This is a genomic window from uncultured Campylobacter sp., from assembly GCF_938030145.1.
Classification (GTDB): domain Bacteria; phylum Campylobacterota; class Campylobacteria; order Campylobacterales; family Campylobacteraceae; genus Campylobacter_B.
Genome location: NZ_CALHGM010000009.1, coordinates 21,754 through 47,890, shown reverse-complemented (window position 1 = coordinate 47,890; position 26,137 = coordinate 21,754). Strand labels below are relative to the sequence as shown.

Here is a 26,137-nt window from a genome sequence, read left to right as displayed (position 1 = left end):
GGTAGTGGAATGTTAAACAGCCTATATTCAGGAAATCGTCTTAGAGTGGATTTTTCAAAGGTTCCCAAAGACATCGAAATTCCGAATTTATTACAACTACAAAAGAAAAGTTTTGATCATTTTTTAAATCTTGATAACTCGGGTGGAGAAAGCGGCATAGAGAAGGTTTTCAAAGCCATTTTTCCTATCCACGATGCACAGAATAGACTAAGTATCGAGTATGTAAGTAGCGAAATTTCAAAGCCAAAGTATTCGATTAGAGAATGCATGGAAAGAGGGCTTACTTATTCGGTAAATTTAAAGATGAAGCTCCGTCTGCTCGTGCATGAGCGCGATGAAAAGACGGGTAAAAAAATCGGCGTAAAAGAGATCAAAGAGCAAGATATATTTATCCGCGACATTCCTTTAATGACCGATAGAATTTCATTTATCATAAACGGCGTAGAGCGCGTCGTCGTAAATCAGCTGCACAGAAGCCCGGGCGTAATCTTCAAAGAGGAAGAGAGTCCAACCGTTCTAAATAAACTTATCTACACCGCTCAAATAATACCTGATCGCGGCAGCTGGCTATACTTCGAATACGACGTAAAAGACGTACTATACGTGCGCATAAATAAAAGGCGCAAGGTTCCGATCACGATCCTATTTCGCGCACTCGGTTACAAAAAACAAGACATCATAAAATTATTTTATCCTATTAAGACGATATATATTAAAAAAGGAAAATTCCTAACCGATTTCGATCCTAAAGAGTATTCCGGCAGGCTCGATTACGACATTATAAACGAAAAGGGCGAGGTGCTTCATCAAGCAAGCAAGCGCCTAACATCCAAAAAAGCGGAGAAGCTGGCGGAGGACGGACTAAAACTCATCGAGTATCCGGCTGAAATTTTAGCCGAGCGCTACCTAGCGGGCGCCATTGTAGATAAAAACAGCGGCGAAGTGCTTTTTGATTCGCTAACTGCGCTAGATGAGGGCAAGCTAGCCAAGATCGCTAACACCGAGAAAAAATTTACGATTGCCAACGACCTAGCTAGTGGCGTAGATACTTCAATCATAAATTCCTTCATCCAAGACGCCGACGCGCTTAAGCTCTTGCAGCAAAGCGAGGGTATAGACGACGAGAACGATCTGGCAGCGATTAGAATTTACAAGGTTATGCGCCCGGGCGAGCCGGTGGTAAAAGAAGCGGCAAAGAGCTTCGTAAACGATCTGTTTTTCAACCCTGAGCGCTACGATCTGACCAAAGTCGGTCGTATGAAGATGAATCACAAGCTGGGTATCGAGGCGCCGGAGTACGTAACCGTACTAACCAGCGAGGATATTATCAAGACGGCTAAATATCTAATCAGGGTTAAAAACGGCGACGGCTTCATCGACGATCGCGATAATCTCGGCAATCGCCGCATCCGCTCGATCGGAGAGCTTTTGGCGAACGAGATGCATCTTGGATTTATCAAGGTTCAAAAGGCGATCAAGGATAAATTTACTGGCATTAGCGGAAATTTAGACGAGCTTATGCCGTATGATTTCGTAAACCCTAAAATCATCACCACTACGCTTATGGAATTTTTCACCGGCGGCCAGCTAAGCCAGTTTATGGATCAGACCAACCCGCTTAGCGAGGTTACGCATAAGCGTCGTCTATCTGCGCTGGGCGAAGGCGGACTAGTTAAAGAGCGCGCTGGCTTTGAGGTGCGCGATGTCCATCCTACGCACTACGGTAGAATTTGCCCTATCGAGACCCCTGAGGGCCAAAATATCGGCCTGATCAACACCCTAGCGACCTATGCGAAGGTAAATGATCTAGGCTTCGTTGAAGCTCCGTATAAAAAGGTCGTAAACGGCAAGGTCACCGACGAGATCGTCTATCTTACCGCTACGCAGGAAGAGGGGCTCGTAATCGCTCCGGCGTCCGCCAAATTGGACGAAGATGGCAATATCGTAGAGGAGCTTTTGGAGGTTAGAAAAGACGGCGAAAATATCATGGCTAAGCGCGAGGATATTTCGCTGATAGACCTTTGTTCGGGTATGGTTGCGGGCGTAGCGGCGTCGCTGATTCCGTTTTTGGAGCACGATGATGCCAACCGCGCGCTTATGGGCTCAAACATGCAGCGCCAAGCCGTGCCGCTTCTGCACTCCACTGCTCCTATCGTCGGAACGGGTATGGAAGCTATCATCGCGCGCGATTCGTGGGAAGCGATCAAAGCTAAACGCGACGGCGTCGTAGAAAAGGTCGATAATAAAAATATATTTATTTTGGGCGAGGACGAGAAGGGGCCGTTTATCGATCACTACTCGATGGAGAAAAATTTACGCACTAACCAAAACACTACCTTTTCACAGCGCCCGATCGTGCGAAAAGGCGACGTGATAAAGGCCGGTCAAATCATAGCCGACGGTCCTAGCATGGACGGCGGCGAGCTTGCGATCGGCAAAAACGCTCTTATAGCTTTCATGCCGTGGCATGGCTATAATTACGAGGATGCCGTCGTAATGAGCGAAAAGATGATTCGTGCTGATGAATACACCAGCGTGCATGTTTATGAAAAGGAGATCGAGGCTAGAGAGCTTAAAGACGGCGTAGAGGAGATCACGCGCGACATCCCTAATATCAAAGAGGAGGAGCTTACCCACCTTGATGATAGCGGCATCGTAAAGATCGGTACTCACGTCAAGCCCGGCATGATCTTGGTAGGCAAGGTAACTCCGAAGGGCGAGGTTAAGCCGACCCCAGAGGAGAGGCTTTTACGCGCGATCTTCGGCGAGAAGGCGGGGCATGTAGTAAATAAATCTCTCTATGCTACCGCTTCGATGGAAGGCGTGGTAATCGACGTTAAAATTTTTACCAAAAAGGGCTACGAGAAGGATCCACGCACGAGCAAAGCCTATGAGGATGAAAAAACAGAGCTCGAAAGGGAGCATCACGATAGGCTTTTGATGCTTGATCGCGAGGAGATGCTAAAGGTAGTGGCACTTCTTTCTAAAAGCGCTTTACAAAGCGATCAAAGTCTAAATAAAAAAGATTATAAAAAGGGCGATAAGGTTAAAAAAGAGGAGCTTGAAAGCTCCAACCGCTTTACGTTAAATTCCTTCGTCAAGGCCTATTCTAAAGCTGTTCAGAAGGAATACGAGGAGCTAAAAAACCACTTCCAAAACGAAAAGCGCAAGCTCAAAGAGGAACACGACGAAAAGATCGAAATTTTAGAAAAAGACGATATCTTGCCAAGCGGCGTCGTTAAGCTCGTAAAGGTCTATATCGCTACCAAGCGCAAGCTAAAAGTGGGCGATAAGATGGCGGGTCGCCACGGAAACAAGGGTATCGTCTCAAACATCGTCCCTGAGGTTGATATGCCGTATCTGCCTAGCGGACAGCGCGTGGATATCGTGCTAAATCCTCTCGGCGTTCCAAGTCGTATGAATATCGGTCAGATAATGGAGAGCCACTTAGGTCTTGTGGGCTGGCGCTTAGGCGAGCAGATTGCTCAAATTTTAGAGGAAAAAACAGGCGAATGGTTAAAAACCCTTCGCGCCAAAATGATTGAGATCGCGGGCGTTTCTAAACTAATGCAGGCTAAAAAAACTCTTGAAAAGATCAGCGATGAGGATCTTTTAAAATACGCTAGAGACTGGGCGAAAGGGGTTAGGTTTTCCGCTCCGATATTCGAAGGCATTGTGCCGGAGGATTTCAAAAAGCTATTTGAAATGGCGGGCATCGATCAGGACGGCAAGACCGAGCTTTACGACGGCCGCACCGGCGAAAAGATCAAAGAGCGCGTAAACGTGGGCTGCATGTATTATCTCAAACTACACCACCTAGTCGACGAGAAGGTTCACGCAAGAAGCACCGGTCCTTACAGCCTAGTCACGCAGCAGCCCGTCGGCGGCAAGGCGCTATTCGGCGGTCAAAGATTTGGAGAGATGGAAGTTTGGGCTCTGGAGGCATATGGCGCGGCATACACGCTCCGCGAAATGCTAACGATCAAATCCGACGACGTCGACGGACGCTTGGCTGCATATAAGGCGCTGACAAAAGGCGAGAACGTTCCGTCTACCGGAATTCCTGAGACATTTTTTGTTTTAACAAACGAGCTTAAATCGCTTGCTCTAGACGTTGAAATTTACGAGAATGGAGAGAATAAATGAGCGATAATTCAAATTTAGAAAGAATAGAAATAAAAGAGGACGCCAGAGTTCACGACTTCGACGCGTTTGCTATTAGGCTTGCTAGCCCCGAGCAGATTAAAGCATGGAGCCACGGCGAGGTAAAAAAGCCGGAGACTATCAACTACCGCACGCTTAAGCCGGAGCGCGACGGGCTTTTTTGCGCTAAAATTTTCGGTCCCGTAAGGGATTATGAGTGCATCTGCGGCAAATATAAAAAGATGCGCTACAAAGGCTGGAAGTGCGAAAAGTGCGGCGTCGAGATCACGAGCTCGAAGGTTCGCCGCACTAGAATGGGGCATATCGAGCTGGTAACGCCGGTAGCGCATATTTGGTACGTAAATTCCTTGCCTAGCCGCATCGGTACGCTTCTAAATATCAAGATGAAAGATCTTGAGCGCGTGCTTTATTATGAGGCTTACATCGTAGAAAGTGCAGGCGAGGCATTTTACGACAACGAAAATTCTAAAAAGGTCGAAAAATACGACGTTTTAAACGAAGAGCAGTACCAGAGCCTAAAAGAGCGCTTTTCGCAGACAGGCTTCGTCGCCAAAATGGGCGGTCAGGTGATCCGCGATATGCTAGCCGAGCTTGATTTGGTCGAAATTTTAAATTCTTTGAAGGAGGAGATGGCTAACACAAACTCCGAAGCGAAGAAAAAAACCATCGTCAAGCGTCTAAAGGTCGTCGAGAGCTTTTTAAATTCCGGCAATAAGCCCGAGTGGATGATGATTACAAATCTGCCCGTACTGCCTGCCGATCTACGCCCGCTTGTAAGCCTTGAGGGCGGTAAATTTGCGGTTTCGGACGTAAACGATCTGTATCGCCGCGTCATAAATCGAAATTCTAGACTTAAAAGGCTGATGGAACTCGACGCACCCGAGATCATCATCCGCAATGAAAAACGAATGCTTCAAGAGGCGGTGGACGCACTTTTTGACAATGGACGTCGCGCCAATGCCGTAAAAGGCGCCAATAAGCGACCGCTTAAATCTCTAAGCGAGATCATTAAAGGCAAGCAAGGTCGCTTCCGTCAAAATTTGCTCGGCAAGCGTGTGGATTTTTCGGGTCGCTCCGTCATCGTCGTAGGTCCAAATTTACGCATGGATCAGTGCGGTCTGCCTAAGACGATGGCGCTTGAGTTATTCAAGCCGCATCTAATCGCTCGCCTTCAAGAAAAGGGCTATGCTACGACCGTCAAGCAGGCCAAAAAGATGATCGAAAATAGGATCAATGAAGTTTGGGAGTGCTTGGAGGAGGTCGTTAAAGATCACCCGGTTATGCTAAACCGCGCGCCGACGCTTCATAAGATGTCTATTCAGGCGTTTCATCCGGTGCTCGTCGAGGGTAAGGCGATCAGGCTGCATCCGCTAGTCTGCGCCGCGTTCAACGCGGACTTCGACGGCGATCAGATGGCGGTGCACGTGCCGCTTAGCCAAGAGGCGATCGCGGAATGTAAAATTTTAATGCTTAGCTCGATGAACATCTTGCTTCCTGCGAGCGGAAAGCCTGTCGCGGTGCCTAGCCAGGATATGGTTTTAGGAATTTATTATCTAAGCCTCGAAAAGCCGGGTGCAAAAGGAACAAATAAAATTTTTGCAAACGTCGATGAAGTAATGCTCGCCGTGGAGGCAAACGCCCTAGACATCCACGCTAAAATCAAAACGATGATCGATCGCCGCATTATCTTTACGACCGCGGGCCGCTTGATCATCAAATCGATCCTGCCTAGCTTTATTCCGGATCATCTTTGGAATAAGATCATGAAGAAGAAGGATATCGCCGAGCTTGTCGATTACGTCTATAAAAACGGCGGCCTTGAGATAAGCGCGGAATTTTTGGATAATCTTAAGAACTTAGGCTTTGAATCCGCGACTAAAGCGGGCGTTTCGATTTCCGTTTCGGACATCATCGTGCCGAAGTCTAAGGCGGGTCTTGTAGAAGAAGCTAAAAAGCAGGTCAGAGAAGTTCAGAACCAATACGGCGCGGGCTTGCTAACCGACGGCGAGCGCTATAACAAAACGATCGACATCTGGACCAGCACCAGCAAGAAGCTAGCCGATGAGATGATGAAGATGATGGAGAAGGATAAGGACGGCTTTAATTCTATTTATATGATGGCCGATAGCGGCGCGCGAGGTAGCGCGGAGCAGATCAAGCAACTAGCGGGCATGAGGGGTCTGATGAGTAAGCCGGACGGCTCGATCATCGAGACGCCGATCACTTCAAATTTTAGAGAGGGTCTGAATGTAAATGAGTACTTCATCTCGACCCACGGCGCGCGTAAGGGTCTTGCCGATACTGCGCTCAAGACTGCAAATGCGGGCTATCTGACGCGAAAGCTGATCGATGTCGCGCAAAATGTTAGAGTTACGATGCACGATTGCGGTACGCACGAGGGTATCGAGGTTACCGAGATTGTAGAGAACGGAACGCAAATAGAAAGTCTAGCCGATAGGATTATGGGTAGGGTGCTAAGCTCGGATGTGATTGATCCGGTATCGAATGAAATTTTATTCACCGAAGGCACGCTTCTAGGCGTTAATGAGGTACGCACCATAGTCGATGCCGGCATCAAATCCGTAAGCATCCGTACGCCTATTACGTGCAAGGCTGAAAAAGGGGTCTGCGCGAAGTGCTACGGCGTAAATTTAGGCGAGGGCAAGCTGGTAAAACCGGGTGAAGCGGTCGGTATCATCTCTGCGCAATCAATCGGCGAGCCGGGTACGCAGCTTACGCTACGAACCTTCCACGCTGGCGGTACAGCATCTACCGAGCAGCAAGATCGCCAAGTAATCGCCGATAAAGAGGGCTTTATCAGATATTACAACGTAAAGACCTACGAAAACGGCGGCAAAAATATCGTAATGAACCGCAGAAACGCCGCGGTGCTTTTGGTCGAGCCTAAGATCAAAGCTCCGATTACCGGCAAAGTAAGCATCGATATAACCCACGATGATGTGAATATCACGCTAAAGGGCAAGAAGGAAGAATTTAAATATACCATCCGCCGCCATGATCTAGCTAAGCCTACCGAGCTTGCGGGCGTAAGTGGTAAAGTTGAGGGGAAATTCTACATCGTATTTAAAGACGGCGAAACCGTTGGAGAAAATGATAGTTTAGTAGAGGTTATAAAAGAAGACTGGAATATCCCTACTCGAATTCCGTTTGCCAGCGAACTTCGCGTAAAAGATGGCGAGCCGGTAACTCAAAAGATCAAAGCGGGAGCAAATGGTACGCTTAAGTATTTCATCCTAAAGGGCGATTATTTAGAGAGACTAAGAGATATCAAAAAAGGTCATGTCGTAAGCGAGAAGGGTATGTACGTAGTCATCTCCGATGAAAATGGCAGGGAGGCGATCCGCCACTATATACCGCGCGAATCGGTCATTACTTATGATGATAATAGCGTCGTAAAAAGCGAAGATCTTATCGCTAAGCCTAAAAAAGACGATCGCTTGATTATCGCCGAGTGGGATCCGTATTCCATCCCTGTGGCCGCAGAGTGCGAGGGTAAGATTAGCTTTGAGGATATCGAGCCTGGATATACCGCTACGGAGCAATATGACGAGACTACCGGCCAGAGCCGCTTGGTCATCAACGAGTATCTGCCTCAAGGCGTTAAACCGGCCATCGTCGTAACTCCTAGCAAGGGCGAGCCTATCAAATACAACCTAGGGCCGAAGACCGCGATTTTTACGAATAAAGGCGATCAGGTAGCGATTGCAGATATTTTGGCTAGGACGCCGAAAGCTGCTGCGAAATCAAAAGATATCACCGGCGGTTTGCCGCGCGTATCGGAGCTATTTGAGGCGCGCCGTCCAAAAAATACCGCGATCATCGCAGACATCGACGGAACCGTCCGCTTCGATAAAGCTTTGCGCGCGAAAGAGCGCATTATAATAGAGGGCGAGGACGGAACGAGCGCCGAGTATCTAATCGATAAGAGCCGCCAGATACAGGTGCGAAACGGCGAGTTCGTCCACGCTGGCGAGAAGCTTACCGACGGAGTTATCAGCTCGCACGACGTGCTTAGAATTTTAGGCGAAAAGGCGCTGCATTACTATCTGATAAGCGAAATTCAACAGGTTTACCGCTCTCAAGGCGTCGTCATCAGCGATAAGCATATCGAGATTATCGTATCTCAGATGCTCCGCCAGGTTCGAATTGTCGATAGCGGCGATACTCAGCTAATCGTCGGCGATCTGATTAGCCGCCGTAGATTTAGAGAAGAAAACGAGCGCATTATGAAAATTGGTGGCGAGCCTGCGATCGCGGAGTCCGTGCTACTGGGCGTAACTCGTGCGGCCGTAGGAAGCGATAGCGTCATTTCGGCAGCGTCCTTCCAAGAGACTACGAAGGTTCTAACCGAGGCTAGTATCGCGGGTAAATTTGACCGATTGGAGGACTTAAAAGAAAACGTGATTTTAGGTCGCATAATCCCTGTGGGAACGGGTCTGTATAAAGATAAGGAAGTTAAACTCAAAAAATAATTTTGGGCGCAAGCCCTAAATTTAAAGGATGAAACATGAATATGATCAACATAAATTTCGGTCTGTTGTTTATCAGGTTGGGGCTTGGAGTTTGTCTTTTAATGCACGGAATTTTTAAGCTTACTCATGGTATCGACGGCGTAAAATCGATGCTGGTAGCCAGAGGAATTCCGGATTTAGTGGCTTACGGCGCATACGTAGGCGAGGTGCTGGCGCCAGCGATGATAATCATAGGCGTATTTTGCCGCATAGGCGCTCTGCTTGTGATCGCAAACGTGCTCATGATAATATATGTCCTACACACTCCGTTGAGCGCGCTTACCGGCGTGGGCGGATTTGAGCTTGAAATCGTATATCTGTATCTTTCCACTGCGATCTGCTTAGTGATCTGCGGCGGCGGAGAGTTTGTACTGATTAGAGATTAAAATTTAGTTAAATTTACGTTTCTGTAAGTTTAAACAAAGTATAATCCAAATCTTTTTGAATAAATTTTTGTGAAAGGAAAGATGTGCCAACCATAAATCAATTGGTCAGAAAAGAGCGCAAGAAGCTTACCGAGAAATCGAAGTCTCCGGCGCTAAAGAATTGCCCTCAACGAAGAGGAGTTTGTACTAAGGTCTACACCACGACCCCTAAAAAGCCAAACTCAGCGCTTCGTAAAGTTGCCAAAGTAAGGCTTACTAGCGGATTTGAAGTCATCAGCTATATCGGCGGTGAAGGTCACAATCTACAAGAGCACTCCATCGTGCTAGTTCGCGGCGGTCGCGTAAAGGACCTTCCGGGCGTTAAATATCACATCGTCCGCGGTGCGCTCGATACTGCAGGCGTTGCGAAACGAACCGTTGCAAGATCAAAATACGGTGCTAAACGACCTAAAAAATAGTTTAGCCGAAACAGACCGGCACTAGATTTTGCCGAGTTTGAGTAAAATTTTAAAATTTGAAGGAATAAAATGAGAAGAAGAAAAGCTCCCGTTAGGGAAGTTATGCCTGATCCGATTTATGACAGCAAAGTAATCACAAAATTTATTAATTCGCTTATGTTCGACGGTAAAAAGAGCGTCGCTACCGAGATCATGTACGGCGCCTTAAATTTCATCGACAATAAAGGCGGCGAGAAGAAAGGTATCGAGGTTTTCAACGATGCCATTGATAACGTTAAGCCTTTGATGGAGGTAAAATCTCGTCGTGTAGGCGGTGCAACTTATCAGGTTCCGATCGAGGTCAGGCCAGCTCGACAGCAGGCTTTGGCTATTCGCTGGATCATCTCTTTTGCAAGAAAAAGAAGCGAGCGCACGATGATAGAGCGCCTGGCTTACGAGCTTATAGACGCCGCAAATTCTAAAGGCTCTTCATTTAAAAAGAAAGAAGACACCTACAAGATGGCAGAAGCCAACAAAGCTTTTGCGCATTATCGTTGGTAGGAGGGCATCATGGCAAGAAAAACCCCTTTACATATGGTTAGAAATATCGGAATTGCCGCTCACATCGACGCCGGAAAGACGACTACGAGCGAAAGAATTCTATTTTTTACCGGTATGAGCCATAAGATTGGCGAGGTTCACGAGGGCGCCGCTACTATGGACTGGATGGAGCAAGAGCGCGAGCGCGGCATCACGATCACATCTGCCGCTACCACATGCTTTTGGAATAATCATCAGATAAATTTGATCGACACCCCGGGCCACGTTGACTTTACTATCGAAGTCGAGCGCTCGATGCGCGTTTTAGATGGTGCGGTAGCAGTATTTTGCTCTGTAGGCGGCGTTCAGCCTCAAAGCGAGACCGTTTGGCGTCAAGCGAATAAATACCATGTTCCGCGCATCATTTTCGTAAATAAGATGGACCGCGTAGGCGCAAATTTTTATAATGTCGAACAGCAGGTCAAAGATAGGCTCAAAGCTCATCCGGTTCCGATTCAAATTCCGATTGGCGCTGAGGACGATTTTAAAGGCGTTATTGATTTGGTTACTATGAAGGCGCTCGTTTGGGATGATAGCAAGGGTCCTTCTGCTCCCGAGATCGTTGAAATTCCTGCTGAATTACGAGAAAAAGCACAGGAATATCGCGACAAGATGATCGAAGCGGTAGCAGAGACTGATGAAGCTTTGATGGAGAAGTATTTTAACGGCGAAGAGCTAAGCGTGGAGGAAATCAAAAAAGGTATCAAGAAAGGCTGCTTAAGCCTAAGCTTCTTTCCTATGCTATGCGGTACCGCATTTAAAAATAAGGGCGTGCAGCCTTTGCTAGATGCGGTCGTAGATTATCTACCTGCGCCTGATGAAGTGCCTGCGATTAAGGGTCAGTATGAGGACGGCAGCGAGGTTCATGTAAGCTCTACCGACGAGGGCGAGTTCGCGGGTCTTGGATTTAAGATTATGACCGATCCTTTCGTAGGTCAGCTTACATTCGTGCGCGTATATCGCGGTGTTTTGGAAAGCGGTAGCTACGTCGTAAATACCGGCAAGGGTAAAAAAGAGCGCATCGGACGCTTGCTAAGGATGCACTCGAATAAACGCGAAGAGATCAAAGAGCTATATGCGGGCGAGATCGGCGCCGTTGTGGGTCTTAAAGACACTCTTACGGGCGATACTCTAGCTAGCGAAAAAGATAAAGTAATTTTAGAGCGTATGGAATTTCCTGATCCCGTTATCAGCGTAGCGGTAGAGCCTAAAACCAAAGCCGATCAAGAAAAAATGGGCATCGCGCTTCAAAAATTGGCGCAAGAAGATCCGAGCTTCAGGGTTGCGACCGATGAGGAGAGTGGACAGACAATCATTTCGGGAATGGGCGAGCTACACCTTGAGATTATCGTAGATAGAATGCTTAGAGAATTTAAGGTTGAGGCCGAGGTCGGACAGCCGCAGGTCGCATATCGCGAGACTATCCGCAAAACGGTCGAGCAAGAGTACAAATACGCCAAACAATCGGGCGGTCGCGGTCAATACGGTCACGTATTTTTGCGCCTAGAGCCTTTGGAGCCTGGCACCGGATATGAGTTCGTAAACGATATCAAAGGCGGCGCGATTCCTAAAGAATACATCCCCGCAGTCGATAAGGGCTGCCAAGAGGCGATGCAAAACGGCGTTTTGGCGGGCTACCCGGTCGAGGACGTGCGCGTAACTGTCTATGACGGAAGCTACCACGAAGTCGATAGCTCCGAAATGGCATTCAAACTTGCCGCTTCTATGGGCTTTAAAGAGGGCGCTAGAAAAGCGGGCGCCGTAATCTTGGAGCCTATGATGAAAGTCGAGGTAGAAACCCCTGAGGAGTATATGGGCGACGTCATCGGCGATTTAAACAAGCGCCGCGGACAGGTCAATAATATGAGCGAGCGCGGCGGCAACAAGATCATCGACGCGTTCTGCCCGCTTTCGGAGATGTTCGGTTACTCGACCGATCTGCGCTCTCAGACGCAGGGTCGCGCGACCTATTCGATGGAATTTGATCACTACGACGAGGTTCCTAAAAACGTCGGCGAAGAGATCATCAAAAAGCGTAACGGCTAATTTAACGGGCGCTAGGGCGCGGCGATAGCTTTATCGCCAACCCCCGGCGTTTCTTTAAATTTTAAAAGGCGCTTAAATTTAACCTGCTTTACAAGCCGAAATTTTAACTCACACTCTAGCTTCAAATAAAATTTCAACCCATAAATTTTAATTTCTGTAGATTGCAAATTTAGATTAAAAAATTTCAATTAAATTTAAAAATTTAAAGCATAACTTAAAATGTGCCCATGATGCCGCACCTATCATTTTACTAGAGATTTATTCATTCGCAGATAAAGCGCGTGCGACGCTATCGCGCTTTGATTTATATTCACGGACAAAGTCGCCGCAAGCGGGATCGCGCAAACGGGGCGAAATTTTACCTTCGGCACAGCCTTAAGGCGGAGCGCAACTATCATAGACTTATATCAGATCGCGACCATCAGTGCTTTATGTGAGTAGTGGTATTCTCGGGGTACTTTAATTGCGCCGCCGCTTTGCGCCGTAAAATTTCATCTTAGCGCAGCGATCTACGCACCGTTCATATAGGCCGAGCCGACGCACGAACTTGCCCATTTTCGGATTTAGCAGGCGTTTGCCTTCACGGGCTTATAATGTGCCCGTTTTAAATTTCAAAACAAAGGAAAATCATGCAACAAACCAAATTGCAAGGCGTAAGCGTCGGTCTTTCGGGCAGCGAGCTTAAGCTGGGAGATAAGGCGCCCGAGCTCAGCCTAGTCGCGGCCGATCTTAGCGAGGTCAAAGTCGGCGGCGGCACGGGCAAGGCGCAGGTCATCATCGCCGTGCCGTCCCTGGATACGGACGTGTGCGCGACCGAGACGCGCAAATTTAACGAGCGCGCCGCGAGTATAAAAAATACCGAGGTTTTCGTGATCTCGATGGATCTGCCGTTTGCCGCGGGCAGATTTTGCTCGACCGAGGGGATCAAAAATTTACGCGCCCTAAGCGATTTTCGCGATAAGGAGTTTGCGCGCGCATACGGCGTGCTGATCGCGGACGGCGCGCTTGCAGGGCTAACGTGCCGCGCGGTTTTCGTCGTGGATACCGCGGGCAAGATCGCCTACAAGCAGATCACGAACGACATCGTAGATGAGCCCGATTACGATGCGGCGCTCAATGCGGCGGCATTTGCGAGCGGAAGCGCTGCAACGCAGGGTTGATGCAATTTCTAGGTCTGCGGTGCAGACGTTGCCCGCTTAAATTTAGCGGGCTTAAAATACGCGGACGGGCGCCTCGCTCGCCAGCAACTTTAAATTCTAAAATTCCACGGCGCCCTTAAATTAGCAGGCCATGTTTTAAATTTCGGCGAATCGCGTTTGCGATATTTCTTGTGCAGTTCGCAATAGAATTTTAAAATTCTATCCCCAATCAATTTATAAATTTATCTCATATTCGGCGTACTTTTTATCTACTCACGCATATTATGATTTGAAAAAACAGCGCGCGATCGGGGTTAAATTTTAGCGCAAAAATACAGGCGGCAGTATTGCGAAACTAGACTAGGCGCGAATGAAATTTGCGGGCGGAGCGTGTATGTAAATATGCAACCGAGCAAATTTTAGACGCAACGATGTATAGCAAAAAGAAAAAACGCGGGAATTAAGGCGAAGTATTTTTCGCTTAAACGAGGCGAAATTTAATTTTTAGGCGTAGGCTAGTTGAAATTTGAGTTAAAGAATGCAAGAGCGGCAGTATCGCGAGATGGATTTAAATGTTGTGCAGAAATTTTAAGTCAAGATAAGGCATATAGCCTATTGCGGACTTAAAATTTCAAACTCATTTAAAGACGCTCGCGAGATAAGGCGCAGTATTTTTCTTTAGACGAGGCGGAAATGAGCCGAATGAAGGAGCGTATATTATAATACGTGACTGAAATTCGGCGAAATTTCTAACGACGTATAAAGGAAAAAGGGGTTGCTACGTGTTCAAGTCCGGATAATCCCACGCATTATATTCATCCGTCAGATTATCATTCTCCGCTCCCTTGCAGCACAGCCACTCTAGCCCGCCACGTCTCTCCATCACGACCTCTTCGTCGAGCCCCGCGCTGTCTGAGCCGTGCACGCGAGCATTGACGCACGCCCAGTGGTAGCGGTAGACGAGATCGAGCGCCTGTAAAATTTCATCCGTATCGCGCAGCTTCACGCGCGCCGAAAAATCGCCGCCAAAGGTGTCCATCACAAAGGTGCAGTCGCAGATCTTGCTTGGAAAGCTAAGCTCCTCCACGAGCCCCATCGCCCACATCAGCGCCCACAGCGACTCGTATTTCCAGCCCATATTCACAGCCTCGTCGCGGCTCGCCTCGCCCTGCACGATGCGGCGCTCCATGCGCGTGAGCTTGCCTATGCAGCCGTAGCGGTTATCTAGAAAGCCCCGCACGCCCTGCTTATCCTCGTCTGCAAGCTTACCCTCGTCTCTGATCGAGCAGGCGCACATTATCGCCGCGTACGAACAGATCGCGCGAGCGATGACCTCGTCTTTTTCGCGCGGAGTGATCTCGCTCGTCTCGTACCGTAGCGGCAGATGATCTATATACGGCACGCCCTGCGATTTTAAAATTTCGATGCTTATATCCTTGCGCTCCTGCGCGGTCTTGCCGATCTTTGCGGCGTTTGCGCTATTTTTGCCGCCTTTTTTGAAAAAATCTGAAAATGCCATGAGCTCTCTTTAAAATTTTAAACGCATTTTAAAACAATCGCGCAAAATTTCAGCTTACGGCGACGGGACGGATTTTTAAATTTAAGCTCAAACCCAAGCTTTGCAAATCGGACGGAAATTCCGCGCCTCGTCTTGCTAATTTATACGGCGCCGCGCAGGCTCGTCCGTGTTCGTAATGAGCCGATCAAAAAGATCGTTCGTGCTGCAAGGAAGCGGCCGAATTATGTTAAAATTCGGCAAATTTAATGCAGGAGCGGCGAATGGGACGGCAGATAAATTTTTAAAATCGCAAAAGAACACACTAAGAACACATTCGCTCGCTAAAATCCATCCAAAATTTTAAGGCGAAAAGTGCCACAAAGGAGAAAAAATGCAAATCTACGACATTAACGTAATTACAGGCAGAGGCGAGCAAAAATCTATAGGCGAGTACCGCGATAAGGTGTTGCTCATCGCAAATACGGCCAGTAAATGCGGCTTTACGAACCAATACGAGGAGCTTGAGGCGCTAAATCAGGAGTTTAAAGACAAAGGACTTTGCGTGTTGGGCTTTCCTAGCGATAATTTCGCTCATCAGGAACCCGACGACGACGAGACGATAGAGCAAAATTGCAAGCTAAATTTTGGCGTAACGTTTGAGCTATTTAAAAAAGGCGACGTGCGCGGCGAGAGCGCGATAGAGCTGTTTAAATTTCTAACTTCAAAACAGGGATTTAAAGGCTTTGATGCAGCCCATCCGTTAAGCGCAAAACTTGAAGAATCGCTAAAAAGCAACTTCCCCGAAATTTTAGAAGGCGACGGCGTGAAATGGAATTTTACGAAATTCGTAGTGGATAGAAACGGCGAAGTCGTAGCGAGATTTGAGCCGACGGCTAGCTTTGAACAGATAAAAGCGTGCGTGAAAAAAATACTAGGCTAAACGGCTGCTCGCGGGCGCTTGAGTAAAGCGCGGCGAGCCTGAAATATAAAATCAAATTTAAGGAGAGAAAATGCAACTACTCGAAGCTATGAAAAAGCGTCGAAGCGTGCGCGAATTTAACGCCGAAGTCCCGTCAAAAGAGGAAATCCAGGCGATTTTGGAGGCAGCGTATCTGGCGCCCGCTCTTTTTACCACGAAGGACGCTCACATAAGCGTTATTACGGACAAAGATCTTTTGCGCGAGCTTGATGCGGCGGCCGTTAAGAAATTCGGCAAAATGCTTGAAAACATGGGGATGAAAACCAAAACTACACTTTACGGCGCGCCCGTTCTTATCTTGCTTTCGGGTAAACTCGCGACGGAACTGCCGAAGGAATGCGAAGGCGCCAAGCTTGAAAACCTACACCGCGGGATTTACTGGGCGATGGGTTCTGTGATGCAAAATATGCAGCTTCGCGCAACCTCGCTTGAGCTTACTTCGTGCCCGATAAATACAGTCGTCGTTACGCTTTTTGACGAGCCTGTTCTCGCAGCTCGTGCGGGCATTCCCGAGGGATACTCGCCGCTTTGCTCGCTTGCGATCGGTAAAAGCGGCGCTAAATGCGAGGAGCGTAAGCCTAGCTGCGATCATTACAGGGTTAGCTATATTTAATTTGCTTGTGCCCTGCCGTTTAAATTTGCGCCTGCAACGAAGCCTAATGTGGCGTCTGAGTGGATACGTTTATAGTGGCTAAACGCTTAAATTTTGCAGGCGTTTTAAATTTATAGCCCTTTGCGAGCCGTCTGCGAAGCGGCGCAAACTAGCGGCGGCGAAGGCGGCTTTGAGATCGTGCGGCTTACGATGCGGCGGAGCGATTTTTGCTTACATGGACGCCCTTGTGCGAGTGATCGCCTTTTCTTGCATAACCAAGCCGTTTAGGCGGGAAAACGATTAAATTCTAAAAGCGCGCGTGATCCAAGCGGCGCTTTTTTGCGTAGGCGCCACCTTTTGCTCGCGCTAACGATGCCGCCCGTTTACGGCGTCGTAATATTCGGCAGTTTGTCGTTGTTCAGATCAAATTTCAAAATTTTACCGTCCACGCAGCGCTTCGCGTAAAAATAATCTTTGTAAAAAGAAGCGCCGCAGCTAAGCCCGTGACGGATCGCCTCGTCATTTTCTAGTTTATTTCCGGAGAAAATTTTCCCAAGTAGCCGCGCCCGGATTTTTTTGCGACGAGTCGCAGCGCGATCATCTCTATAGCTTCTTGCGTTTCTGCTCGCCCGTGCCTTCTATGATGCTTCGATATAGATCGTCGTAAAATACCTTTGCAGGCAATTCGGGCTCTTGCGGCGATTCCAGCGAAATAAAAAATTTTAAGCTTTGCCTCAGGTCGGTTAAGTTTCGGAGGTCATTCGAACTGGTTTTGGCGGCACCATAGGCGCTCTTTTTGCAAATATACCGTCCCGCCGCAGCCGGCAAGGACATCTGCGCGATATATGAGGTAAAAGAGGCATCGGAAGGCGGACGCGGGGCATTTTATCTGCGTTTTAAATTTTACTTTTTATGGCTTCAGGGGTCGCGCGTCGCTTTAAATCGATGCTTATCTTTTGACCATGCGTCCACATAAGTAGCGCGCTTTGCCGCATAAATTTAAAAAGCGGCGCCCGAATTTAGCCGAGCGCCGCAATTAAAAATTTAACCGATTTGCGCATTCAAACGAGCGGTGTGATCAGGCGCACCTCTTGGTTAAATTTAAGCGGGTGCGATCAATACTTAAACGAGCTGCCCGGCTCGATCAACTTAACCTTTTGTTTATAATTCATCTTTAGCACCGCAGCAGGCCCGAGCACGGTCGCCTTCTCGCCTTCAAGCCAAAGCGCCGTACCTTCCGGCATCGCATAAACGGTCGATTTTTGATTGGCGATCAGAAACTCCTCCAGCCTCTCCTCTCTGCTCTCGCCGTTGTGCCCCGCAGGCTTGCCCGAGATGAAGTGCGGATTGATCTGGTGCGGGAAGATGTTGAAGGTATTAAACGACTCAGGCTCGATGATTGGCATATCGTTCGTCGTCATCATCGTAGCGCCCGCGACGTTCGAGCCCGCGCTCCAGCCGATATACGGCGTGCCGTCCTCGACCATTTTGCTAATCAGAGCGATGAGCTCGTTTTCGTACATATCGTGCACGAGCTTGAAGGTGTTGCCGCCGCCTACGAATATGCAATCCGCGCTCGCGACCTCCTTCGCGGCGTTTTTAGCGTGATGGACGCCGACTATGTTTAAATTTAAGCTCGCAAGCGCCTCTTTGACGCGCTTTTCATATTCGTCGTAGCTCCTGCGAAGGCTTGCGTAAGGGATGAAAACGATCTTTTTGCCCGCGAGGTTGTTCTCCTGCGCAAATTTACCGATCCACGACACCGCGTGCGATAGATACTTCGTGTCTTTGTAGCCCGAGCTTGAGAGCAGCAGCGCTCTTTGCTTGCTATGATCGCGCTTTGAGAGCTTAAACGTCTTTTCGCTCGCAGCTAGTTTGCTCGTACCGAGCATCGCAACGCCCGCCGCCAAAGCGGCTACCTTTAGTAGGTCTCGTCTTTGATTTTGCATCTTTTCTCCTTTAAATCAAAGTTGATATCTGTTTTGAAATTATATTCCTTTGCATATAAAGAGGGGCTGAATATTCGGTTTAAATTTCGCTTGCGCGGAGCTCTCGGCAAGGTAAAATTTTAAAGCTATTAAATTTCAAAATTCGACGAGGCGCCGCGCTGTAAAATTTTAAAAGCGCGGCTAAATTTAATGAAATTTACGCTTCGTCTTTCGGGGTATATGAGCCCGTATTGAAAAAATAGCATACCCCAAAAACTATTCCGCAAATCGGCGCTACGATTAAGGCGTACAAAAATATATGAGCTGCGGCACCTTCCAATATTCCGGTAAAAATCAAGGTCGGATATAAAAGCAAAATTATACTGGCAAAATTTTCTATCGTAAAGACCAACAAACTATCTCCTTGATCCTTAATAAAAAGGTTGCTGTATCGCTTAGTCTTAGTGCATCTTAAAAAGCAGATCGTCGCGCATATGGGCAAAACTATTATCGCGATATCACGGATATCTTTAAAAATTTTAGACGACGATTCTATACCGATATTCGAAAAAAGCAAATCAAGAAAAAACAGTAGCATTAGCGAGAAATAGATGGTTGTAGCCGCCGACGAATAATACCCTATAATCACGCGTCTAATAAATCTATGCATATCGTATCGCTTCTTTAAATTTTCAGGGATAGCGGCAAATTTCTCGTCCAGCTCTTTCGTGTCTGATTGAAATTTCTCGTCCACAGCTCGCTCCTTTTAAAGCGCTAAATTTTAGAAATTATATCGAATTTGGCGCTGCAAAGCGGCTACATTTAGGTCTAAATTTAAATGCGAAAAAGTATAATTACGCCATGGTTTTGACACAAAATTTGATCTATGAAATTTTACCCTTGTGGAGGAGATCCCCGCGGGCAGGGTCGCTAGCTACGGACAGATCGCACGCTTGATCGGGCTACCCGCTTGCTCGCGGCTCGTGGGGCGCGTGCTCTCGCAAGCAGAGCTTTACGGCAGCTACCCGTGCCACCGCGTCGTAAACCACGCAGGAGCCTTGGCGGCGAGCTTTGCGACTCAGCGCGAACTGCTAGAGGCCGAAGGCGTGGAATTTAGAGGCGAGCGCGCCCGTATGAAAAAGCACCGCTGGGAGTGCTAAGACCTAATCGCCGCAGACTGAAGCACGGAATTTGCGGATCGTTTGAAGCGCGAAATTTTGAATTGTTCGCGACATGGAATTTTAATTTATAAAATTTTTAGATCCGCGCAGGTTTAAGCGGCGTAGCGGCAGCGCTACCGATCGCTAAGAGCCTGCGAGCTTCATTTGTTTGTAGATGCGGCGCAAATCATCATGCGCGAAAAGATAAATTTTATCTTTTTTGCGCGGCGGTTTAAAACGCTAATTCAAGCGGGCTCCTTGGTAATCAGCCCACCGCAGTTTTACGAAGCAGGCGCGACGCCGCCTATTAGTTTTTTCACTGCAGGCTTTGTTGCGCCCGTTTCGGCGCCGCTTATAGATTTTGGCTATCGCAAATTTTGTAGCGGCCGAACTGGCGGCCGATCTGTCCGTCCTCGGCGCGTTAAAATTTTAAATCGATGCGGCTTCTGTGGGAGGCGGAGAAAAAGCGGCGAAATTTTAAAATTTACTCAATCCGCTCTTTGAGCGCACCGGTGCGGGACGTTTTGCGGTGCGCCGATTTGAGCTTCGCACGGGACGCCGTTTCGGCGGCGCAGCTAGGCTTATTTAGCAATACAGCTCGCAACGCTTATCGTCCTTTTGGCGGCAGGCCCCACATCTTGCGCGGTTTTGCTATCCGGGCTAGCTATTTAGGCCTTGGGCGCGCTACCAGCCGCTTAAATTGCATTCTTACGGCGCGGTGCTATTTGGGGGCGTGAAAAAAATCCTCGCATATCGACGCCCCCTGGCTGCAGCAGCTTTATTATTTTCCTATCGATGCCGCCCGCATAGCCCGTGAGGCTGCCGTGCGTGCCTACGACGCGGTGGCATGGGATGATGATTGAGATTTCGTTGTGCCCTACGGCGCCGCCTACGGCTTGCGCGGACATCTTCGCTAGCCCGCGTGCTGCGGCTATTTCGCGCGCGATCTGCCCGTAGGTCGTGGTCTGTCCGTAAGGAATTTTAAGCAAAATTTCCCACACGGCGCGCCTAAACGCCGAACCCACGGGATTTAGAGCGGGCGTAAAACCCGGCTCGCGTCCGCTAAAATACAGATCGAGCCAGCGCTTGGTTTGATCGAAAACGACCAGGTTTCTCTCCTCGAAGTATCCGCTTTGCTCGTTTGCGCAGAATTTTCCGCCCGCGCTTTGCACCGAAAGATTGGTCGCGCGAGATTTTTCGCCCGCATCCTGAGCCACAAAATCGCGCGTGAAGAATTTTTCGCTCGCGGCGCGCTGCTCTTTTGCGAGCAGATCGGCGCTGTCCCGCTTTTTATCCGCGCCGCTTTTCGCCTCTAGCGCACAGCCTCTCTTCTCGTAGCAACCCTTTCTCGCGGCGGCATCTGTTTTTGTCGCAATATCGCGCGCGCAGAATTTGCTGTCCGTGCTGCCCATTGCAAGAGCGTGCGCGTAGTACTTCTCGCCCTCGAACCACAGTCCGCAAAGTCCCGCCTCATCGCCCGCGAGCGTGATTTTGCCAAGCGGCGAGTCGTAATATGATATAAATTTCATCGTTGCTCCTATTTTGCGCTTTTGCGATTAAATTTAGCGCCGCAAATAGCGCCTAAATTTCCCAAATTTCTAAAATTTGCGGGCAGATTTTAGCTACGCTTTGCTTAAACTCCGCCTTTTGCGTGCTACTCGGGTCGCCAAGGGCTTCAAATTTGGAAAAAAGCTCGGCGATCTTTAGCCAGCCCGCAAGATTTAGATCGAATTTTTTCAAATTTGCCTCGGACAAAAACTCCAAATCATGGTCGTAAAACGCGATCTTGCCGCTATTAAAGCTCGCGAGCCAAAGATCGCCGCTGCCGCTGTCTGCGAAGATACAAAACTCGCGCAGCAGCTCGCTATCGCCCTCAAAAGGAAATTTCACCGCATCGTTGCAGCGTGCGATCTCATACTCTTTCAGCACTCTAAAATCGCCCGCAATCTCCCTGCCGAGGTATCCGCCTAGGATATTTCTTAGCTCGTTTTTATTCAAATTTTATTTCTCCGCTTTAGTTTCGCTTTTTGGTGTAGAGCATAAGAAAGCCAACCATCGCCGCGAAGATCATGCACATCGCAAGCGTCACGATGAGCGTGCCATGCGTCGAGCCGCTTAAAAACAGCCCCGTCGTGTTCATCCCAAAAAAGCTCGTGATGAAATTTAGCGGCATCAGCAGCGACGAGATGATCGTGAGAATGTAGATGTTGCGGCTAATTTTGTCGTTTTTGAGGCCTTGGATGAATTGATAGATATCCTCGATCCTGACGGCATATTCGCTCATTACGCCTTTAAAAACGCCCGCTTCGTAGGCGTAGTTTTTCAACCGCTTTTTAAGCGCCGGCTGCTCATTTGCGCAGATGAGAAGCGCCTCGTAGAAATGCGAAATTTTGTTTTGAAATTTGCGGATTTCGTATTTTAGGACAGAGTGCCTTTTCATAAATTTTGAAAAATCGCCGCGGCGCGTGTAGATCTTTTCGTAATTCTCAAGCTCTGCGGAGTGCTCTAAAATTTTATCGCGGTACTGCGCGAGGATCTTTTTAACGATCGCGAAAAACTCCGCTTCGCTGCTAAGCCGTACCTCGCCGTCCGCGTCATCTTGCGAATAGATCGCACCCGCATCAAAAATAAAGCGATAGTTTTGCTCGCGCGGCGCGTCCGTCACGAAGTACACATACTCGCGATCCTCGGCGTAGTAGTAGCCCGAAACGCTGCGCTTTTCGGTAATCGGGTTCAATGAGGCCTCCTTATTCAATCGTTTTAAATTTACGAAATTTCAGAATTCCGCTCAAATTTACGGAATTTTGAAATTCTGTTACCGATCAGAATTCCGAAATTTCGCCGCCAATAGGAATTCTAAAATTCCGCCGCCATTTAAATTTTATCGTATTTGGAATTTCAAAATTCTTTTGCGCTTGGAATTTTAAAATTTTGTGAGCTATAAATTTCGGCTAAATTTTGTAATTCCGTAGCGGTGAAATTTTAAAATTTTTACGTCCCTGTTTGCAAATTTTAAAATTTCACGCCGCGCCCCGTTAAATAAATTGCGCGAGCCATAAGGCTCGCACCGCTTAAAGCGTCGTAGGGGGATGGGTGGGGGCTTGTGGGCGAGCAGAGCAATGCGGTGCTGTGGGACAACGTCGCCTCTGCGAGAAGTGTGACCTCGCAATGGGGCCCCTTTCGGTCCCAATAGAAACATATCACGGACTAAAATTTAAACGGAATTTCATTTTGTAATAAATTTAAAATTTCTCTATGTAGAATTTACCTCTAGAATTTGGGGCGTGGCGGCGTTTTCTCTTAAGGGGGAAGGGGCGCTACTTGCGAGGCGCTCCCCTTCCCCCTTAAAATCCCCTAACCCCTGGTACGCTCAAGGGGCGGACTGCGTCCGCGCATTTTTATTTAGCGGCTTACGCCGCATAAAATTTTAGAATTTCAAATTGAGCTCTTGCGTTTTAAATTTTTAAAATCCTAAGTTTAAATTTAAAAGCTTTATAGCTTCGCGGGCGTAAAATTTAAAATTCCGCGGCGAAATTCTACGTTAAAAGTACCCGCGCTTAAAAAACCTCGGCGAAGGCATAGATGAAATGAGCGAATTCCGCATCATTCGCGCTCACGCCTGGAGCGAAAAGCTCTTTAGTCAAAGCCTAAAGTGAGACGACCTTTGAGCCGAAGCCCCCTTCTGCGGGCGTGCCGTCGCGAAACCCCTTGACGCTCGGGTGCGATTTTAAAAACTCCTTTACCGCATAAGCGAGCTTGCCCGTGCCGATGCCGTGTTTTACGATGATCTCATCAAAGCCCATCACGAGGCTTTGGCTGATGAATTTATCGAGCCTGCTGATTGCCTCCTCGGCGCGCAAGCCGTGCAGATCGAGCACGAGCGACGCAGAGGAGGGCTTTTGCACCTTGATACTGATATTTTTTGCGGGCGCGGGCGCCGCACCGCTACGTTTTAGCTCACTAAGCGGCACGCGCAGCCTAATGCCGTCGCTTAGCATCAGCGCCTGGGTTTTGCTAAGCGATAAAATTTCGCCCTTGATCTTTCCGTATTTTACGCGATCGCCCACCTTGAGGCTTTGCGGCTCCGGCGTGCTTAATTCGGGCTGTTGCACGGCCCGTGCGAGCTCGTTTGCGCGGTTTATGGCGCGCTGCTTTTCGCGCACGTCGCTTAGGCTCACGCTGCGTTTGGCTTCCGAAATGGCGCGGTAGTATTCGTTTTGTAGCCTTGAAAGCTCCGCCTTCAGCTCGCTTTGCGCGCGCTCGCGCTGATCTTTTAGCGCTTCGCTCAGCGCATCCAGCTTCTCCTCTTTTTGCTGCGTCTGAGCTAGTTTTTGCTTTAGCTCAAGCTCTAAATTTATCGCTTTTGAGATCGCTTCGTTTAAGTTCTCTTTGCTCTCGCCGTAGTTTTTGCGCGCCGCGGCGATCAAATTTTGCGCTATGCCGTAGCGCAGTGCGGTTTCAAAGGCGTAAGATTTGCCGATCGTGCCCTTTAAAAACTCATACTTCGGCGCGCTGTTTTTCTCGTCGTAAAGCGCCGCCAGCAGCTCCACGCGCGGATCCTTCGCAAGTAGCATCGCCAGGCGCTTGTGATGGGTGGTGATGATCATCTTCACGTCGCCGCCTATCAACTGCTCGATCATCGCGCCGTATAGGCTCGCAGCCTCCTCAAAATCGGTACCCAGCTCGATTTCATCGACGCCGATTAGAATTTCTTTGCGCCCGAACAGCTTGCTAAAGGCAACCATCCTGCCCGCAAAGGTCGAGATGTCGTTTTTGGAGTTTTGTGGATCCTCCATTATGAGCTCGAACTCTTTAAAGGTGCCGATGCGGCTGCCGCTTGCGCGAATAGGCATCGGAAGGAGGTACTTAGCTAGCAGCGCCGCGCTTAGAATGCTTTTTAAAAGCATCGATTTTCCGCCCGCATTCACGCCGGTGATGAGCAGAATTTTTCCGCTAAATTCCACGCTCACGCGCTTTGGATTTTTAAGCGCGGGGTGGGCGAAGCTATCTAGGACGATGTCGCGCGAGGGATCAGGCAGGACGAACTCATAATCGCTCGCTCTTGCCATCGCCGCGCGCGCAATCAGCGCATCGATCGCATCGAAAGCGGCGTTTATAAATTTTAAAAAAGCTAAATTCTTATTAAAAACCGCGCTGATCTGCTTGCAGTGCTCGAAAACGATCTGCTCTTTTTTATCCAAAATCGCGCTTTGAGCGGACTTCAGAGCCGCGATCGCGTCTGGAAGCACGTAAAAATAGCCTCCGCTTGATCGCGCTACGACGCTGCCTTTTAGCACGTGATTAAAGCCGCCGCGCACCAGCAGAGCCTCGGTGTCGCTTATGTAGTGGATCTGCGTGTCGGCGAGATAGGGCGAAAGGGCTTTGGAATAGATCAGCCTTTTTAGCGTCTGCTCGATCTCGCCCTTTTTTATCTTAAACGCCTCGTTTAGCGCGCCGAAGCGCTCGTCTATCGCGTCGCGAAAGCCGCCCTGGTCGTCGAAATAATCCTTTAATTGCGCTATGGGCGCAGGAATCTCGATCTTTGCAAGCCAAGCGGCGAGTTTGCCTTCGAAGGGCTGCTTTTTAAGGTACAGAAAATATCGGACGATCTTGCTAAACTCGTAAATTTCGCTGATATGAAGCACGCCATGCTTTGAGATGCGCATCAGCGCGTCGTCTAGGTTTGCAACGCTCTCGCACTGCGCGAGATCAAATTTCGTAAGCTCTGAAATTTTTTCAAAATTTAGCTTGCTATCGCCGCTTAAAAACAGCGGCTTTTCGCGCGCCAAAAAGCTTTTAAATTTGGCTAGATACTCGCCCAGATCGAGGCGCGTAAAGAGTTCGTCACTGATCATAAACGCACTCTTTAATCTTGTAGGTTTTGCCCTTAAACTCCGCGCCCGCGCTCTTTTTGGCGATGAAAGCGCCCATCGAAAAGGAGTAGGTGAAATTTTCTCGCGTTACGATCTGCGCGGAGCTTTGCAAATTTAAGCTCTGCGGCGCGGAATTTTGCGTAGTTTTAGAATTCTGTGCGGAGCTTTGCGGATTGGAGGTTTGCGTGTCGTCTCGTTGCGCGGAATTTTGCGTAGAATTTTGTGAGGCAGAGCTTCGCGTACCTCCTTGATTCGCGGAATTTTGCGGCGTGAGACTCTGCGTATCGCCTTGCTGCTTAGAATTTTTCGAAGTAGGGCTTTGTGCGAAATTTTGCCCGCCCGAGACGGCGCCGTTTACTTGCGCGGCGGAAGCCTGCTCGTTCGTTTGCACCGCGGAGTTTTGCGTATCATTTGCTTGCGCGGTGGAAGCGGCCTTGCTCTGCGCGTTTAAATTTGCCTCGCCGGCTTTCGCGCCCAAATTTTTCGCATCCGCGCTATGTTTTTCGGAGAAGGAATTTGCCGCGCCGCGAGCTTCGGCAGCGGAATTTATCGCGCCGCCGCATCTTAGCCGCGCGCCCGCGTTAAATTTAAACACCATCTCCTCCTCAAGCTTGGCGGATCGCTCGCTCACGCTTTCGTAAAAATACGCCCCCGCGCACAGCAGCACGATCAGCGCCGTGGCGATGATTTTAGCCCTTTTGCTTAAAATTTCGTCCCGCACGAAAAAGATCGCCGCGATAAATAAAAATGCGAAAATAAACACTAAAAATCTCAAATTTTATCCTTGCCCGCTCGCAGCGGAG

18 protein-coding genes are annotated in these 26,137 nt (G+C 48.7%); 10 read left to right on the top strand and 8 right to left on the bottom strand.

Annotated elements, in window-relative coordinates:
- Positions 1 to 9 precede the first annotated feature (9 nt).
- The 7 genes from rpoB to tpx all read left to right on the top strand — a co-directional run bounded on the left by rpoB (position 10) and on the right by tpx (position 13,325).
- The gene (rpoB, locus tag Q0323_RS02295) at positions 10 to 4,146 is read left to right on the top strand and encodes a DNA-directed RNA polymerase subunit beta (RefSeq protein ID WP_298051114.1); all 4,137 of its coding nucleotides are present in this window, start codon (positions 10 to 12) and stop codon (positions 4,144 to 4,146) included.
- The gene (rpoC, locus tag Q0323_RS02290; RefSeq protein ID WP_298051112.1) at positions 4,143 to 8,657 is read left to right on the top strand and encodes a DNA-directed RNA polymerase subunit beta'; all 4,515 of its coding nucleotides are present in this window, start codon (positions 4,143 to 4,145) and stop codon (positions 8,655 to 8,657) included. The genes rpoB and rpoC overlap by 4 nt, the downstream gene beginning before the upstream one ends.
- 35 nt (positions 8,658 to 8,692) lie before the next feature.
- Complete coding sequence (locus tag Q0323_RS02285) at positions 8,693 to 9,082, top strand: DoxX family protein (RefSeq protein WP_298051109.1); 390 nt, start codon at positions 8,693 to 8,695, stop codon at positions 9,080 to 9,082.
- 83 nt (positions 9,083 to 9,165) lie between these two features.
- Entirely contained in the window at positions 9,166 to 9,540 is a 375-nt protein-coding gene (gene rpsL, locus Q0323_RS02280; RefSeq protein WP_291939381.1) for a 30S ribosomal protein S12, read from the top strand.
- 69 nt (positions 9,541 to 9,609) lie between these two features.
- Positions 9,610 to 10,080, top strand: a complete 471-nt coding sequence (rpsG, locus tag Q0323_RS02275; RefSeq protein ID WP_298051106.1) for a 30S ribosomal protein S7 — start codon at positions 9,610 to 9,612, stop codon at positions 10,078 to 10,080.
- A 9-nt stretch (positions 10,081 to 10,089) separates the two neighbouring features.
- Positions 10,090 to 12,165 carry an elongation factor G gene (gene fusA, locus Q0323_RS02270; protein ID WP_005872609.1) on the top strand — a complete coding sequence of 692 codons (2,076 nt, stop codon included), beginning with the start codon at positions 10,090 to 10,092 and terminating at the stop codon, positions 12,163 to 12,165.
- Between the two features lie 629 nt (positions 12,166 to 12,794).
- On the top strand, positions 12,795 to 13,325 hold the full coding sequence (gene tpx, locus Q0323_RS02265) for a thiol peroxidase (protein WP_298051104.1): 531 nt from the start codon (positions 12,795 to 12,797) through the stop codon (positions 13,323 to 13,325).
- Between the two features lie 757 nt (positions 13,326 to 14,082).
- Here the strand turns inward: tpx and Q0323_RS02260 are convergent.
- Positions 14,083 to 14,823 carry a DUF4272 domain-containing protein gene (locus Q0323_RS02260; RefSeq protein WP_298051101.1) on the bottom strand — a complete coding sequence of 247 codons (741 nt, stop codon included), beginning with the start codon at positions 14,821 to 14,823 and terminating at the stop codon, positions 14,083 to 14,085.
- Between the two features lie 370 nt (positions 14,824 to 15,193).
- Here Q0323_RS02260 and Q0323_RS02255 point away from each other — a divergent pair, with 370 nt between their 5' ends.
- Both Q0323_RS02255 and Q0323_RS02250 read left to right on the top strand, forming a co-directional pair.
- The gene (locus Q0323_RS02255) at positions 15,194 to 15,742 is read left to right on the top strand and encodes a glutathione peroxidase (RefSeq protein ID WP_298051099.1); all 549 of its coding nucleotides are present in this window, start codon (positions 15,194 to 15,196) and stop codon (positions 15,740 to 15,742) included.
- 70 nt (positions 15,743 to 15,812) lie between these two features.
- Positions 15,813 to 16,394: a nitroreductase family protein gene (locus tag Q0323_RS02250; RefSeq protein ID WP_298051096.1), complete on the top strand. Its 582-nt coding sequence runs from the start codon at positions 15,813 to 15,815 to the stop codon at positions 16,392 to 16,394.
- A gap of 1,094 nt (positions 16,395 to 17,488) precedes the next feature.
- Here Q0323_RS02250 and pepE read toward each other — a convergent pair.
- Both pepE and Q0323_RS02240 read right to left on the bottom strand, forming a co-directional pair.
- A complete protein-coding gene (gene pepE / locus Q0323_RS02245) occupies positions 17,489 to 18,322 on the bottom strand; it encodes a dipeptidase PepE (RefSeq protein ID WP_298051094.1) in 834 nt (277 codons plus the stop codon).
- Positions 18,323 to 18,518: 196 nt separating this feature from the next.
- Positions 18,519 to 19,055, bottom strand: coding sequence for a hypothetical protein (locus Q0323_RS02240; RefSeq protein ID WP_298051092.1), 537 nt, complete (start codon positions 19,053 to 19,055; stop codon positions 18,519 to 18,521).
- Positions 19,056 to 19,203: 148 nt separating this feature from the next.
- Here Q0323_RS02240 and Q0323_RS02235 point away from each other — a divergent pair, with 148 nt between their 5' ends.
- The gene (locus tag Q0323_RS02235) at positions 19,204 to 19,461 is read left to right on the top strand and encodes an MGMT family protein (RefSeq protein WP_298051089.1); all 258 of its coding nucleotides are present in this window, start codon (positions 19,204 to 19,206) and stop codon (positions 19,459 to 19,461) included.
- Between the two features lie 695 nt (positions 19,462 to 20,156).
- Here the strand turns inward: Q0323_RS02235 and Q0323_RS02230 are convergent.
- The 5 genes from Q0323_RS02230 to Q0323_RS02210 form a co-directional block, all read right to left on the bottom strand.
- Entirely contained in the window at positions 20,157 to 20,990 is an 834-nt protein-coding gene (locus Q0323_RS02230; RefSeq protein ID WP_298051086.1) for a methylated-DNA--[protein]-cysteine S-methyltransferase, read from the bottom strand.
- A gap of 52 nt (positions 20,991 to 21,042) precedes the next feature.
- On the bottom strand, positions 21,043 to 21,459 hold the full coding sequence (locus Q0323_RS02225; RefSeq protein WP_298051083.1) for a hypothetical protein: 417 nt from the start codon (positions 21,457 to 21,459) through the stop codon (positions 21,043 to 21,045).
- 16 nt (positions 21,460 to 21,475) lie between these two features.
- On the bottom strand, positions 21,476 to 22,198 hold the full coding sequence (locus Q0323_RS02220; RefSeq protein WP_298051081.1) for a CorA family divalent cation transporter: 723 nt from the start codon (positions 22,196 to 22,198) through the stop codon (positions 21,476 to 21,478).
- A 910-nt stretch (positions 22,199 to 23,108) separates the two neighbouring features.
- Complete coding sequence (locus tag Q0323_RS02215) at positions 23,109 to 25,316, bottom strand: endonuclease MutS2 (protein ID WP_298051078.1); 2,208 nt, start codon at positions 25,314 to 25,316, stop codon at positions 23,109 to 23,111.
- On the bottom strand, positions 25,306 to 26,109 hold the full coding sequence (locus tag Q0323_RS02210; RefSeq protein ID WP_298051075.1) for a hypothetical protein: 804 nt from the start codon (positions 26,107 to 26,109) through the stop codon (positions 25,306 to 25,308). Before Q0323_RS02210 ends, Q0323_RS02215 begins: the two co-directional genes overlap by 11 nt.
- Positions 26,110 to 26,137 lie beyond the last annotated feature (28 nt).